At 37.1% G+C, this 14,381-nt stretch carries 12 protein-coding genes and 1 tRNA gene; 9 read left to right on the top strand and 4 right to left on the bottom strand.

Annotation, left to right across the window (positions count from 1 at the left end; translation table 11 throughout):
- Positions 1 to 22 precede the first annotated feature (22 nt).
- From JL001_RS01880 to JL001_RS01850, 7 genes are all read left to right on the top strand, one after another.
- Positions 23 to 322 carry a hypothetical protein gene (locus JL001_RS01880; protein WP_200974427.1) on the top strand — a complete coding sequence of 100 codons (300 nt, stop codon included), beginning with the start codon at positions 23 to 25 and terminating at the stop codon, positions 320 to 322.
- A gap of 83 nt (positions 323 to 405) precedes the next feature.
- Complete coding sequence (locus JL001_RS01875) at positions 406 to 666, top strand: hypothetical protein (RefSeq protein WP_200974426.1); 261 nt, start codon at positions 406 to 408, stop codon at positions 664 to 666.
- Between the two features lie 36 nt (positions 667 to 702).
- A complete protein-coding gene (locus JL001_RS01870; RefSeq protein ID WP_200974425.1) occupies positions 703 to 2,544 on the top strand; it encodes a phage tail tape measure protein in 1,842 nt (613 codons plus the stop codon).
- A gap of 204 nt (positions 2,545 to 2,748) precedes the next feature.
- Positions 2,749 to 3,294 (top strand): hypothetical protein, encoded by a 546-nt coding sequence (locus JL001_RS01865; protein ID WP_200974424.1) that lies wholly within the window; start codon positions 2,749 to 2,751, stop codon positions 3,292 to 3,294.
- Between the two features lie 20 nt (positions 3,295 to 3,314).
- A complete protein-coding gene (locus JL001_RS01860; RefSeq protein WP_200974423.1) occupies positions 3,315 to 5,552 on the top strand; it encodes a hypothetical protein in 2,238 nt (745 codons plus the stop codon).
- Positions 5,553 to 5,563: 11 nt separating this feature from the next.
- The gene (locus tag JL001_RS01855; protein WP_200974422.1) at positions 5,564 to 9,379 is read left to right on the top strand and encodes an alkaline phosphatase D family protein; all 3,816 of its coding nucleotides are present in this window, start codon (positions 5,564 to 5,566) and stop codon (positions 9,377 to 9,379) included.
- A 362-nt stretch (positions 9,380 to 9,741) separates the two neighbouring features.
- Positions 9,742 to 10,116 (top strand): hypothetical protein, encoded by a 375-nt coding sequence (locus tag JL001_RS01850; protein WP_200974421.1) that lies wholly within the window; start codon positions 9,742 to 9,744, stop codon positions 10,114 to 10,116.
- 145 nt (positions 10,117 to 10,261) lie between these two features.
- Here JL001_RS01850 and JL001_RS01845 read toward each other — a convergent pair.
- The 4 genes from JL001_RS01845 to mltG all read right to left on the bottom strand — a co-directional run bounded on the left by JL001_RS01845 (position 10,262) and on the right by mltG (position 12,880).
- Positions 10,262 to 10,346: transfer RNA gene (locus tag JL001_RS01845), tRNA-Ser, on the bottom strand.
- Positions 10,347 to 10,478: 132 nt separating this feature from the next.
- Positions 10,479 to 11,417, bottom strand: a complete 939-nt coding sequence (locus JL001_RS01840) for a YihY/virulence factor BrkB family protein (protein WP_200974420.1) — start codon at positions 11,415 to 11,417, stop codon at positions 10,479 to 10,481.
- Between the two features lie 13 nt (positions 11,418 to 11,430).
- Positions 11,431 to 11,835: a thioesterase family protein gene (locus tag JL001_RS01835; RefSeq protein ID WP_200974419.1), complete on the bottom strand. Its 405-nt coding sequence runs from the start codon at positions 11,833 to 11,835 to the stop codon at positions 11,431 to 11,433.
- A gap of 1 nt (position 11,836) precedes the next feature.
- The gene (mltG, locus tag JL001_RS01830; RefSeq protein ID WP_200974418.1) at positions 11,837 to 12,880 is read right to left on the bottom strand and encodes an endolytic transglycosylase MltG; all 1,044 of its coding nucleotides are present in this window, start codon (positions 12,878 to 12,880) and stop codon (positions 11,837 to 11,839) included.
- A 171-nt stretch (positions 12,881 to 13,051) separates the two neighbouring features.
- On the opposite strand from mltG, the gene JL001_RS01825 reads away from it, so the two are divergent.
- Positions 13,052 to 13,681, top strand: coding sequence for an L-threonylcarbamoyladenylate synthase (locus JL001_RS01825; RefSeq protein ID WP_200974417.1), 630 nt, complete (start codon positions 13,052 to 13,054; stop codon positions 13,679 to 13,681).
- 48 nt (positions 13,682 to 13,729) lie between these two features.
- Entirely contained in the window at positions 13,730 to 14,359 is a 630-nt protein-coding gene (locus JL001_RS01820) for a WbqC family protein (protein WP_200974416.1), read from the top strand.
- Positions 14,360 to 14,381: the final 22 nt, after the last annotated feature.

Genomic DNA, 14,381 nt, shown 5'->3' with positions numbered 1-14,381 from the left:
TTAATGAAAACATTTTTAGGCTATGATTGAATATTTGAAAATTGAAGAAAAGGAATTCCCTGTAAGGATAAACAGGAGAGCCATTGTACTTTTTGAAAAGAAGTTTGGTAAGTCACTGGCAAAGCTTGGTGATATATCCACAGAGGAATTGAGTCATATTATTTATATGGGAGTTTGTGAAGGGTATAGGTTTTTAGATGAAAAGAACCCTTTTAAAGATTATGAGAAATTTGAAGATGAACTGGACAAGATGGAGGTTTCAGAGTTCTTTGAAAAATGTGGTAAGGTGATTTCCAGTTTTTTTACCGAGAAGAAGAAGTAAGCAACATTACTTCTTCTGTTGTTATAGAGGAGAATGAAGCCAATGATAATGACATTGCCCTTGAGCTTGCATTTGAAGCAGGAATGTCATTGGATGATTTTTACAGCTTAACGCCCTTAGAGTTTAGCAAGTTTTTAGCAGGGTTTGAAAACCGAAAGAAGCACGATTACAATTTAGCGAGGTTTGGAGCTTATTTTTCATTGAAGCCACACTTGGATAAAGCAGCCCAAAACAAGCCCATAGACAGCCTTATTCCTTTTAGTTGGGAGAAGAAAAAGCAGGTTCAGCCAAAGAAACTGACTTCCACAGAGGTAGAAGAGCTTAGGAGGAAATGGAACTTCTGATAGTTCCAGAATTACACTTTTTAAACTGATTTTTTGATGAGCAGCAATGTAGGGAGAATACTCATCTCCATTGGTGGGAATGCTTCTGGATTCCAACAGGCCATAGGAGGAGTACAACGAGATTTAAACAGACTTTCACGGAATTTAAACCAGATAGCAGGGGATATTTCAGCTAAGGTATCATTGCCATTGGCTGTATTGGGAGGTATTGCAACAGATACCACAGCCCAATTCAGTGATGGGATGTTAAAGGTGCAGTCCTTGACAAGTGCCACAACTGAAGAACTTGAGAGGCTAAATGAACAGGCCAAAGAGCTTGGAGGAAACACAAGGTTTTCAGCTACAGAAGTAAGCCAAGCAATGCAGTATATGGCATTGGCAGGCTATAACACTGTACAAATTCAGGAATCATTGGCTTCAAGTCTTGATTTGGCTGCTGTTGCAGGAGGTGATTTGGCAGGGGTGACAGATATTCTTACTGATACAATGTCTGCTTATGGTTTAGCTGCCAATCAGACTACCAAAGTAGCTAACCTTTTTGCCACAGGTCAGGCCAAAGCCAACTTTAATGTTGAGCAATTGGGAGAGGCTATGAAGTATGCTTCTGCAAATATGGCTTCTGCTAACCAATCTATTGAAGATTCAATATCCCTTCTTGCTGTATTTGCCAATTCAGGCTTAAAAGGCTCTATGGCAGGTACTACACTAAATGCAATGTTTAGGGATATGAAGAAAGCAAGCACCAATGGAATGATTGGTGTGAATGGCTTTAGGATAGCCCTTTATGATGCAGAAGGCAATACTAGGAGCTTGGTGGATATAGTGGCTGATTTGGAGACTGCCACAGATGGATTATCCGATAAAATGAGGGATTCAGCTTTATCAGCCATTTTTAAACAAGAAGCCATTAGAGGTGTAAACCTTCTTTTGAATTCTGGAAGTAGTGAATTAAGAAGATACCAAGATGAGCTTGCTAATAGTGATGGGGCTGCTGCAAATATGGCTGAAACTATGGAAAGCGGACTTGGTGGAGCTTTAAGAAGTATCAGATCTGCTTTGGAAAGCATACAAATTGAAATAGGAGAAAAGCTTACTCCAATATTTACCAAGCTTTCAGGAGTTGTACAATCAGTGGCCAATTGGTTTAGAGAATTGGATGATAGCACCAAAGGAATAGTAGTTGGGATTGGGGTGGTGCTTACTGTAATCCCACCATTGATTTTGGGCTTAGGTCAGATTATTAAGCTAGTAAGTTCTAGTATTGGAGCCATTAAAATATTGATTCCTCTTTTAGGTGGAATAAGTGCGCCTGTATTGGGTATTGCTGCTGCTGTAGGTGCTGCAGCCATTTTGATTTATAAATATTGGGATGATATAGTAGCTTATTTTACAAAGGGTAAAGGAGTTAAGTTTTTAGATGAACTGAAGGCTCTTTGGAATCAGGTGTTGGTAAACATCCAGAACCTTATCCAGACTTTTACCAATACAGCTAAGGACATATGGAACAAGTACGGTGAAGAGATAAGCAAGGTCTTCAAATGGATTGGAGAGGTAATAATGACTGCTTTTAATTTGGTCATTAGCCAACTTACCCTTGTAGTAAAATATATCAGCACCTTTATAGATGTAGTAGTAAAGCTTGTAAAAGGTGACTTTAAAGGAGCTTTTGAATCAGTGGGTAATTTTATAAAAGAACTCTACCTATCAGTTTTCCAATCCCTTTTATCAGTCTTTAGAACGGTGATTTCTGGAATATCCACCATTACAGAAGTACTTGGATTGGATGGTATAGCTTCAGGTTTGGATAAGGTCAATAGTAGCTTGGATGATTATATTTCAAAGGTCAAGGAGGTAAAAGAAGAAGTTGAAGGGAATTAAAATACAAATCCTGTAATTATTCCATCCATTGAACCAACTGTTAACTCGAGTTCAATCAATGGCAATAAAGCATCTAAGAGAACTTCTTTTGGTTGGATTGATTCAGTTAAAAAGGTAGTCCCTAAACTTGAGCTTACTGAGTTCAATAAGAGCTTAGAGGAGCTTAAAAACAAGGGAATCCAACTAAGTACTACAGTTGATGAAATGGCCAAAAGGCTTACTGAAGGATTCAACAATATTATCAATAAAGGTATTGCCAACGGCTTAACTTCCTTTGCGGATGCATTGGGACAGGTGATTTCAGGCAGTGCCCATATCAGCAGTATTGGTGTATCATTGCTTAATACATTGGCCAATGTGATGGGACAATTGGGTAAGATGGCTATTGCTACAGGACTTGCAATTGAAGGCATAAAGACAGCCTTAAAATCCCTTAATCCTTATGTGGCCATAGCTGCAGGTGTGGCCTTGATTGCTTTGAGTTCAGCCATTAAAAGTGGTGCTAGTAATATGGGTGACCAATTTGGAGGAAGCAGGGCAGAAGGCGGTAATGTGGACTTTGGAAAAGCTTATTATGTAGGTGAAAGAGGTAAGGAGCTTTTTGTTCCCAATCAAAGTGGAACCATAGTTTCCAACAGCGATTTGAAGGTGAACAATCAACAGGTCTTTATAAGTGGGGAGCTTAGAGCCAAAGGAAGTGACCTTGTTTATGCTATTGATAAGGAAAAAGGAAGAAGGAGCAGGAGTTAATTTTTTAAGCTATTAAAATTATGTACAATACCAAATACAGCATCCAATACAAGGATTTATATGGAGTAAACACCACTGTAAATATCAAGCTCAAGGATTACCAAGGTGAACTTATTGAGCTTGATAAGTTTGGTGTTGATCCTTTGTTTGTAAAATGGTTCGGAGAAGGAGGTTCAAAGTTCCAGACAATCCAACAGAGTGAAGCAAGGATTTCTTTGTTATCACAGTTCAATTTTGAGTTTATAGAATTTGCAGATTTTGAGGAGAAGCAATATTTGGTTGAGGTAATCAAAGGAGGTTTGTTGTATTGGGTTGGTTTCCTTCTTCCAGATAATTACAGGGAGTCTTATGTTACTCCTCCTTATGAGATAGAATTGTTGGCCATAGATTATTTGACCACCTTAAAGGATATTGATTTTACAGATGATTTGGGGAACAATATCTATGAAACTAAATCCCTTTTGGAAGTGCTGATAATCATTTTTGAAAAGATAGGTTTAGACCTTCCTATTTATGATGGGATAGATGTGAAATATGATGTTTCGGTAACCAGTACTTTAGCTGCTACAAAGGTAAACTGTAAGAAGTATGTGGATGATGTAAACAGCGATAATCCCAAGCCTTGGAACTGTCAGGATGTTTTAGAAGAGATATTAAAAACCTTTGGGGCTACTTTAAAGCAAAACCAAGGGAGATGGGAAATAAGCCATTTTGATAATCCTACCAAAAGCTTCCAGAAGTATTCCTATAGTGGTTTCTATTTAGGTGAGGAGAGTATTGAAAAACAGCTTTACTTGGATGATTATGAGGTGAAGATTATTGATGAGAGTGGTGAGCTTGAAATTGAAGGAGCTAAGAAATCATTGGAGATTACTCATAAAGTTGGGAAGAAAGAAAACATCATCAAAGGAGGAGATTTTAAGCTTTCCAGTAGTTGGAAGGATACTAATGATCTTCAAAATTGGGAGGAGACAAATATTAATATTCTGAAAACTGAGGAGGGGATTTTGTTTCAAGACTACTATAATGATTTGAGTTATACAGGAGGGAATCTATTTATTGATTCAAAGGTGAATTTTATAAAAAGTGAGCCAATTCCTGTTGCCCATATTCCAGTTAGCCTTATCCCAAATAAGAATGATAAGTATTTTGATATTAACTTTTTGATGAAGCTTACACCTCTTTTTACTGAGCCTCCTGAATTTACTTCTGATCCCAATTACAATTTTGAACAATACTATACTTACAAAGAAGACCAAATAAACCAGTTAATTGATAATTGTGATATTGGATCACTCTTTAGTATTAGATATACAGATTCTACAGGGGAGTATTGGTTAAATCAAGACCCAGATTTGATTGCTAAACTTGAAGAAGGGGATTTACAACCAACACCTGTTGCAGTTGGAAGGAATTATAGAAGTGAATGGACACCGACAACCACAAAGCAATACTTCAATTATCTAAATGGGGATAGGGTTGAATATAAAGAATTAGAGGTTAGCAGTAACAGGAATATCTATAAGGAGGTTAGTTGGGTAAGTGGATACGATAAGAAAGAGTTTTTAAAGGGATTCTATAATTACCAACAGAGAATTTATCTTTATAAAGATCAATATGAACAACAAATTCCATTGATTGCTGAAGATGGATATTTTGAATTTTATGTTTACCCTCCTTATGTATGGAACCTTACTTCAACCATTTCAGGGATTCCAACAGAATATCAACTGACATTTACAGATATAGATATTGAGTTGCAACAGGTCAGTATTGAAAGTAATGAGATAGAAGAACAGAATTTGATAATCCTTGGAGACAACCAGAAAAACATCAAAAAATTAGATGGATTTGATGTTGAAATGGGTGATGGAGATGCTTTGATTCAGTCTAGCTTGTTAAAAAGTGATGGGCAGTCAGTTACCGAACTATGGATAAGAAGCAATCAGAATTTACCTATACTTCAACATACTGCCAATAGGATTATCAAGCAGTATAAAACACCTTCAATGATATTTAGGGCTAAGATTGCCACTGAAGAAACCATTGATTTGAATACTGTTCTCTATAATCCTATGACAGATAAATATTTCATCATTCAAGGGCTTGAGTTGAATGATAAAGAAGGTGTTTATGAAATTGAATTAAGGGAGCTGTTGCAGGATGTGGAGGAGAATGAGCAGTTGAACTTCATTAAATCAATGACCTATACCCACGTAGATAATGAAGATGGATATTCCATTAATCTTGAAGAATAATTTTTTTGACTATGCCAATAGAATTGAAACAGCTTTATGCAGGAGGGACAGAACAGAATAGAACCACTATAAAAGCAAGGGTTGATTTTCCTGATGCTGAGCCAGTGGTTGAAAACAACCTTAGAGTATATACCATCCAATATAAATGGCCTACAAGCCCAGGGAAGTTAAGGATTTGGTGCAATGATGAAGTAGTAAGTGAAACTGATGTAACAGGTGTACACCCATACTTTCAAAACTTATTGATTGGGGGTGATGAGCAAAATTTGAATGGTTATATCTGTGAAGGTATGTTTTATAAAACAGGCTATGACAGCTTAAGTGATGCTGAAATTACTGCTTATAATAGGTGGCTTGCTGATAAATGGCTAGATACTGGAACAGACTTCAATGGTTATACTGTGCAATCTTCTGAAGGTACAGAACCAACCTTTACAAGTGGAGGTAATGGAGGTGTAGAAAAATGGCTTCATTTTGATGAATCAACCATTGTAGATGATGTTAATGGCTATGCTGATGCTTGGAATGATAAAGCTGCTTTTAGCGGTGTTGCCAAGACTTCAGTTTATTATAATGTACCTACTTCAAATAAGTTACCCATTGAATCCAGTGGTAAAAATGGAAAGAATGTAATCCGTTTTAATGGGGATAATTTCTTTAAAATGTCAGTCCAGAATGGGGGAGCCAATGATTCAAATGATCCAGATTATTTGACTATTTGGGTAGTGGCTAAATTTGATGATTTTGATTTAACAGGAGGTTTTGCAGCAAGCCAGACAATATTTGGATCTATCACAAACAGTGGTTCTTGGAATATACCGATTAGGTTCAAGAAGTATGCTAATGAAACTGACCTTTCATTAAGAATGCAAATTGGTGGTACTTATAGGAATGGTACAGTTTTAAGGGAATATGTTATTGATGAAAGTGGAGGAGCAGAGCAAACAGCACCAATAAGGATTGGATATACAAAAGATTCCAACTTTTTAAATGATATTGAATACACTCCTTTAAAAACAGCTTCTTCTTTAAACAAAGGAGCTTTGCTTTTTAATATTGAGAACCTTGATGAAGATGCTGAATACTTTGTGAAGGCTGAAGTTGATAGTTTTTTACAAAGCCATCAAGCAAAATTCAAAACCTTTAAAAAGCAGCAACCACAGAGTTTTACTTTCATTTTTGGCTCCTGTAATTATAGCAATAGTAACCATTTGATTTGGGAAACTATGAAGACTTATAACCCAGATGTATTTATTCATTTGGGCGATTTACATTATGAGGATATTAATGTGAATGATGTGGATTTGTTCAGGGATGCTTTTAATAGTACAGTAGAGCAAGAAAAACAGAAGAGCTTCTACAGCAATCAGAACAATTATTATGTATGGGATGATCACGACTTTGGAGCCAACAATAGTGATAAGAACAGTGCTTCAAGGGAAGCTGCTTTACAGTTCTTTTTAGAGAATGTACCAGTTGCCAATATCATTACTGATCCTGAAACCAACGGTGTAAGCCAGTATTGGGATATTGGTAGATGTCGGTTTATTATGACCGATAACAGGAGTAATAGAGATGATTGGATGTTGGAACCTTATGATGATCCCAATAAAACAGTATTGGGAGCTGTAACCAAACAATGGTTTAAGGATTTGATGTTGGAATACAAAGCCAATCCTAACTTGGATATGTGTTTCTGGATGAATCCTTTTGGTTGGACTGGTGATGTTGATGATCCTTATTGTTGGTCTTATGGTGTGACCACAGAGGTTTGGAATGTTTATCTAGCAGAGAGGGAAGAGTTGGCCAACTTTATGTATTACAACCAAATTCCAAATGTGGTAATTTGTAATGGTGATAGCCATATGTTGGCCATTGATGATGGAAGGAATAATTTCTATGCTACAAACAATGAAGGCAACAGGATTGATATTGATGAAGTCCCAGATAATCTTAGACACGTAATCATAGAATCTTCACCTTTTGATAAAGACCCTGATAAGCAGAATGGACAGTTTCAGATTAACAATCAAATAGACAGTGGAGGCCCTTATCCAAGTGGTGGAAATGTATTTTCATTTTTTACAGTGACAGATTTGGGTAGTAATTGGATTGAGTTGAAGATTGAGCAATATGGCTATTATTCCTTTTATGAAGGAGGGAATGAGCTTTATAAGGTCAGGGAGTTTAAAAAGCAGTACCAGACCAAAAACAACTATACCAATATTCCTTCTCCTGAAAAGTTTATTGATAACTATAGAATTGATAAAGGCAGCTTAACGGTTGATCAGGCCAATCACAGTGAGCTTAGTGGTTATATAGAGATTACAAGTCCTTCTTATGGAGCTTTAACAAATGCTTGGAAAGGTGAGATTACTGGAAATGTCGTTGGTCAAACTGTAGGAACTGGAACCCATCAAATAAGGTATTATAGAAGGTCTGATATTGATTATCTGATTCAGACAGTAAATGTATTAAGTGATGGATCTTTTACCATAGATAGCAGCTTACAGAGTGGGACAATAGTTCTAGAACTGTATGATGTTGTCTATGATTTTGTGGTCTCTACTTGGGCAAATGATGGGAATACAATTGATAAATGGACTGACTTGGAGATTCACAAGTTTGTAACTACTGATACCGATTATCTGGAAGCTGAAATAATGGCTCCACATAATAATCAGTTCAGCTATGAATATACCTATGACGAAGGCTTGATTAAATACAAGCTTTATAGACCAAGTGATGATACCTATGTTGCTGAAACACCTATCAAAGCTGATTTGCCAAGGAGCTATGAAATACCACCTGAAGAGGAAGAAGTTTATAGCTCTCCTTTTGTGGATAGAAACTATATATATGATGCTGCTTTAAGTTTGATAAGCTCAACTGGATTAAAGGAATTTGAATTAGCTGATAAGATTGTAAAAGGTATTTTATTATCTCAGTTTCCTAATGGTGCTTTTCCTTTTGGTGCAAACCATTCAAGTCCAAACTATCAATACAATGATGCTTATTTTAGGGTTGGTGCTATAGCTTGGGTGGCTTATGCTTTGGGTTTCTATTTGGAGTACAGAAGAAGTCCTGAAAATAGGAGTGAGGTGGCAACAGCTATTTCAAATACACTTGACTACATAGCTTCATTAGAAGATAATCCAATTGGATTGCCTACAGGAGGAAGTGGGAGGTATGAAGGAATCAATTTCAATCCAAATTACTCAATCGGATGGATAAGTACGGAACATTGCATTGATTACTATTTTGCCCTTAAACAGGCAGGAAAGGTGTTGAAGGATTCAGGATATAAGCATAAGGCCAATAGTGTAAAGAATCTAATGTTGAATGAGCTTTGGGATGAGTCCAATCAAAGATTTTACCAAGGTATCAGTGATGCTTCAAATAATACAAAAGATACAGCTGATGCCCTTGATTGTAATAGTTGGGGATATTTGTTTTTGGCTGCTTCTGGGGAGGCTAGGAGAGGTCAAAACCTATTGGATAGGTTAGAGCAGTATTATTATGTTGAGGACGTTGAAACAGGCGCAAAAGGCTATAAACCATATTCGGATCAATGGGGCTATCCAAGTGCTGTAGATACTGTTTGGTTTGAAGGAAGCTTTGGTGTTGCTTTGGCTTATTGGAGAGCTAGGGATTACAGTAAATTCAATCAAATACTGAGTGATCTTAAGTTGTTTGAAGAAGAGGATGGAAGTTATAGGTATGCAGTCTTAAGGGATGAGACTTATGAGATTTCCAATTATAAGAGTATTGCCAGTACAGCTTGGTATGTGATTGCTAGTAAGTTGAAGAATATGGTTTGGAGGTAGAAAAAAGGCTCAACAATAGTCAAGCCTTAATACAGTTTCACTTATTATCAATGGTTTTAAATATCAAAGTAAAAAGGGGATGATTTAATAAAGATGATGTTGTGTACTTTTATATATGAAGAAGGTTTCATCCCCTTTTATATTACTATATGATTTTCACACACTGAAGGTGTGAAAATATAAGCCGTCTGCTTAATTATTATAATATAATAATTCAAATTTTATTTGAAAAATATAGTAGCTGTATTTGTTGTTATATGTTATTTATAAGGTATAATTTGATATGATAATCGATTTTATAATTGTAATGAATATTCAAAATTGTTATTTTAAGGTTAGTTTTTCAATTTAAATTTTTGGTTATGAGTGATTTGCAGAAGGTTTTTGAGCAGATGGAAAAGGAACATTCCATAAGTAAAATTGTAGATGATAGCTATTTTGATTTGGAATCTGAGAAATATATATTTTGCGATCCATCAATTGAATCATTCGAAGGGGATGGTTTTAAGATTACTGTTCTAAATGATTCCAATGGGAAGTTAGTTTGTCAATTTGCTTCTGAAAGAAAAAAGGAAACTAGTTTTGGTATTCTTGGGAATGATATGTTTGGAAGTGCCTATTTGATGGTTAAGATATGCTTGTTGAATGGAATGCACGAAGAGCATAGTAAAGTCAAAGAAATACTGGCTTGGCAGGAGAAGTTGTTTAGGAAGATTAGTAATGGCAAGGACAGCTGAAAGGCTGTCTTTTTTATTTTAGCTAAATGATATTGAGAAGAATTAAAAAAAAATGATTTTTTTCTGCTTTCTGCAAGTGAATAGCAAGTAAAAAAAGAAAAAGGCTTGTAAAATCCTGATTTTCAGTCATTTACAAGCCTTTCAGCAGAGGAGGAGGGATTCGAACCCCCGGTACCTCGCGGTACAACGGTTTTCAAGACCGCCGCATTCGACCACTCTGCCACTCCTCTGGGTCTGTTGCGTATTATTTGAAGACGTTTATGTTTGTCTTACGGTTTGCAAAGGTACGGCTTAGTTTGATATTTGCAATACTTGGTGTGATAAAAATATTCAATTTTCCCTAACTCGCTGGTTTTGGGCGACTAAATTTTTGAATATCTTTTTCCTTCGGCGGCTTTGTCCAAGCTTACATTGATCTCAAAACAGATCAAAATGATAAAGGAGGTAATCAGCAGCCAGAGCATTAGTGCAATCAAGGTGCCGATGGAACCATACAGTTTGTTGTAGCTGGCGAAGTTATTCAAATAAAAAGAGAAGAGGTAGAACCCCAAAGTAATCAACAGGCCTGCAGTGGTGGAGCCTATGGAGAAGAAATGCCACTTGTCATGGACAGCTGGAGCAAAACGGAAGATGAATGCCGTGGCCACCATAAAGAGTACCAAGAGCACAAAGAACCTTAGAGAGGTAATAAGGTAGTATAGGATATTGTTGGAGACAACGCCGTATTCTGTGAGCAGGGTTAATGTTTTGTTGCCGAGGATCATGGTCAATACAGCGGCACAAATATCCAAAACCAAAATGAGAATAATGGCAACAGCAATGGCCCTAGTTTGAAAAAAGCCCCGGTTTTCTTTGGTTCTATAGCAAGCGTTAAATGCACTCATTAGAGACACAACGCCATTGGTAGCGAGGTAAAGGGCTAAAAAGAACCCAAAGGAAAGCATCCCTTGTCTAGGCCTGCTGATAATGTCCCGAATGGTGGCTTCTGTGCCTTCGTACAAAGGGGGAGGCATTACTTCCTTAATGAAAAGAAGGATGTTTTCAGGGGTGACTTCCGGAAAAAAGATTTCCACAAAGGGAAGCATGTTCAGCAAAAATAGAATCAATGGAAAAAGGGCTACCGTAAAGTTAAAGGCCACTGCATTGGCACGGTCATCAATTTCATCTTTTTTGAGTTGGTGAATAAAGATCTTCCCAACATCGTAAAGGTTCTGGTTGGGGTTTTTGAGGTGGATGCTCCTAAGCTTTTGGGCTTGTTTGTCCAGCCTTTCCAATATGTCATGCACTTTCTTTTTGACCATCAGTGCTGTATCTCTAAAAGTAAGCTTTTAATAAATCTAACAAATCCTTGGGAGGTCTGCACGGTCTGTAACTGTCTTTTTTAATGAAAGTCAATACGGTATACCCTGTATGGATTAGTTCGTTGACCTCATTCGTTATTTCGTAATCAAACCTGATTTTAATGCCCGGCATTTCTGTGATGATCGTTTTGATGGTCAAAAGCTCATCATATTTGCCTGCTTTGATATAACTATTGTGATTTTCCAGGACAGGCATCATGACGCCCTTGTCTTCCATCCTTTTATAGGAAAAGCCGATTTGGCGCATGGACTCCACTCTGGCCACTTCAAAATACATGGCGTAATTGCCATAATAGACATAGCCCATCTGATCTGTTTCGGCATACCTTACACGTACTTGGGTTTCAGCTGTAAACATATTAAAATACTTTCGCGGCGTTCAATGCGTTTTGGTATTTCCTTGCTTGGTTCAAATGGTCCCGAAGATTGGTAGAGAACACATGGTAACCAGAAAAATCTTCTTTGGCACAGAAATAAAGGTAATTGTGTTCCTGATAGTTTAGGACTGCATCCAATGAAGACTTGTCAGGGAGGTTGATTGGTCCTGGAGGTAAACCTGCATACATGTAGGTGTTATAGGGGCTATCGATCTCTTTATGTACATTCAGGACACGTTTAATGCTGAAGTCTCCCAAGGCAAAGACCAAAGTAGGGTCAGCCTGTAAAGGAATATTCCTTTGTAACCTGTTGATATATACCCCTGCTATTTTGGCTCTCTCATCTTTTTTGGCTGTTTCTGCCTGTACAATGGATGCCAGCGTGGAAACTTCCACTGGACTCATGTTCAAGGCTTCTGCTTTCGCTTTCTGGTCATCAGTCCAGAATTTATTGTATTCCCTGTACATGCGGTCAAAGAGTTGTTCCGGAGTCATGTCCCAATATACCTCATAGGTATCGGGGATAAACATGCTCATAATGGTCTCCTCGTTGAAGTCAAATTTCCGAATGTATAAGCTGTCACGGATTAATTCGAGAAATTGATCTTCTCTGATTTCTAGATTTTTACTGATTTTCTCAGCTAAGTCTTCCTTAGTTCTGATGTTGTTGAATGTCAGGTTGATAGGGGTTTGTTTTCCTGATCGAAGTAAGGTAACCAATTCTTTATTGGACAATTTAGGTTCGATGGTATAGCGGCCAGGTTTGACATTCTCCTGATATTTCATCATTTTGGCTACAAAGCTAAAAGAAATGACATCAGTGATGATTTCATTTTGGGTGAGACTATCAGAAACTTGTTGAAAAGTAGCATTACTTGGAATATACAATGTTGCTGCTTGGTCGGTTTCAGTTAAGGTATTAGGGCTGAAGAATACTTGGTAGAAGTAAAAAACAAAGGAGGAAACCAATACAGAAATGGCCACCATTCCTACCATGTAATATTTTTGATTCTTTTTTGTGATCATAAGATAATAAACGGCTCAGATTTTAGCTTTGGGCAAAAATAGCTAAATAAAATTAAAAGGTATTTTTAAGCCTCTAGACTTTCTGATGGAAATGTTTAGAGATTAAATTACAGTGTTTTGGCCCTTGATTTGTGTTAGTGTAGTTAAACGCTTTTATTTTGATTGATTGTTATGTCTGCAGAGCTGATTAAAATATACCCTGAAAATCCAAATCCCCGACAAGTAAATCAAGTGGTTGATGTACTGAGGAAGGGGGGAGTGATCATTTATCCAACTGATACTATTTATGGAATTGGATGTGATATCTATAATCAAAAGGCGATAGAGCGAATTTGCTTGATCAAAGGGGTGAAGCCTCAGAAACAGAATTTTAGTTTTATCTGCTATGACCTTAGCAATATTGCAGAATATACCCGGGCGCTGAGTACGCCAGTGTTTAAGGTGATGAAAAAAGCCTTGCCAGGGCCGTTCACTTTTATATTGGATGCCAATAATAATGTGCCCAAATTGCTGCATAGTAAAAAGAAAACAGTGGGAATTCGAATCCCCGACCATAGTATTCCTCGTATATTGGTTAAGGAGTTGGGGCAACCTATTGTGACAACTTCCATAAGAGATGAAGATGATGTCTTGGAATACAGTACAGATCCTGAGTTGATCTATGAGAAATACCGGGATTTGGTAGATGTGGTGATTGATGGAGGGTATGGAAACAATATCGCTTCCACGGTGGTGGATTGCACAGGAGGAGATATTGAAGTGGTAAGACAGGGGCAGGGTGATTTGGAGGAAATGCTTTAAGATTGAAGGAATCAAGTGGAGGCTGACATGATTTGATTACTTTTGGGCATGGAAAATAAAGTGATTGTAGCTGATTTGTTTTACCTGCCACCCATCGAATTTTTTGTAGCTATTCAAGATTTCGATGAATTAAGGCTGGAAGCACATGACAATTATCAGAAGCAGACATACAGAAATAGGTCGTTGGTTCGTTTGGCCAATAAGGTGGAGACACTCAGTATACCTGTAGTTGGAGGTAACAAAAAAGTAAAATATAGTAAGATAAATATCGATTATCACCAAAAATGGAAGAATGTTCATCTAAGAGGGATCAAAAGTGCCTATGGGAAGGCTCCTTTTTTTGAATATTTTTTTCCGTATTTTGAGGATGTATTTCAGAGAGAAGTTGACAATTTGTTTGATTTCAATCTCGAGTTACTGACACTTTGTCTGAAGCTTTTAAAGTTCAAGACAAAAATTACCCTAACATCCAATTACACTGATAAGCCCTCAGAGGAAGACCTAAGAAGTAAAATAGTTGCAAAGGAATCATTTGAGTCTAGAAATTTATATTGCCCAAGCCCCTATCACCAATTATTTGGCTCAGACTTTGTACCAAATTTAAGTATTATCGATTTGTTGTTTTGCGAAGGCCCTCTATCTAAAGAGGTTATTGCAAGATCCAAAAAAAACAACTGAACAATCTTTAAAAGAATTGTGT

Source organism: Echinicola sp. 20G, from assembly GCF_015533855.1.
Classification (GTDB): Bacteria; Bacteroidota; Bacteroidia; order Cytophagales; family Cyclobacteriaceae; genus Echinicola.
The sequence above is the reverse complement of the archived record's forward strand: the minus strand, read 5'-3'. Positions and strand labels throughout refer to the sequence as shown.

Bases quoted from the DNA above. Each gene is read 5' to 3' on its own strand.
- JL001_RS01855 (WP_200974422.1), top strand. From the start codon at position 5,564: ATGCCAATAGAATTGAAACAGCTTTATGCAGGAGGGACAGAACAGAAT.
- JL001_RS01880 (WP_200974427.1), top strand. From the start codon at position 23: ATGATTGAATATTTGAAAATTGAAGAAAAGGAATTCCCTGTAAGGATA.
- JL001_RS01820 (WP_200974416.1), top strand. From the start codon at position 13,730: ATGGAAAATAAAGTGATTGTAGCTGATTTGTTTTACCTGCCACCCATC.
- JL001_RS01875 (WP_200974426.1), top strand. From the start codon at position 406: ATGTCATTGGATGATTTTTACAGCTTAACGCCCTTAGAGTTTAGCAAG.
- mltG (WP_200974418.1), bottom strand. From the start codon at position 12,880: ATGATCACAAAAAAGAATCAAAAATATTACATGGTAGGAATGGTGGCC.
- JL001_RS01840 (WP_200974420.1), bottom strand. From the start codon at position 11,417: ATGGTCAAAAAGAAAGTGCATGACATATTGGAAAGGCTGGACAAACAA.
- JL001_RS01825 (WP_200974417.1), top strand. From the start codon at position 13,052: ATGTCTGCAGAGCTGATTAAAATATACCCTGAAAATCCAAATCCCCGA.
- JL001_RS01865 (WP_200974424.1), top strand. From the start codon at position 2,749: ATGGCCAAAAGGCTTACTGAAGGATTCAACAATATTATCAATAAAGGT.
- JL001_RS01850 (WP_200974421.1), top strand. From the start codon at position 9,742: ATGAGTGATTTGCAGAAGGTTTTTGAGCAGATGGAAAAGGAACATTCC.
- JL001_RS01835 (WP_200974419.1), bottom strand. From the start codon at position 11,835: ATGTTTACAGCTGAAACCCAAGTACGTGTAAGGTATGCCGAAACAGAT.
- JL001_RS01870 (WP_200974425.1), top strand. From the start codon at position 703: ATGAGCAGCAATGTAGGGAGAATACTCATCTCCATTGGTGGGAATGCT.
- JL001_RS01860 (WP_200974423.1), top strand. From the start codon at position 3,315: ATGTACAATACCAAATACAGCATCCAATACAAGGATTTATATGGAGTA.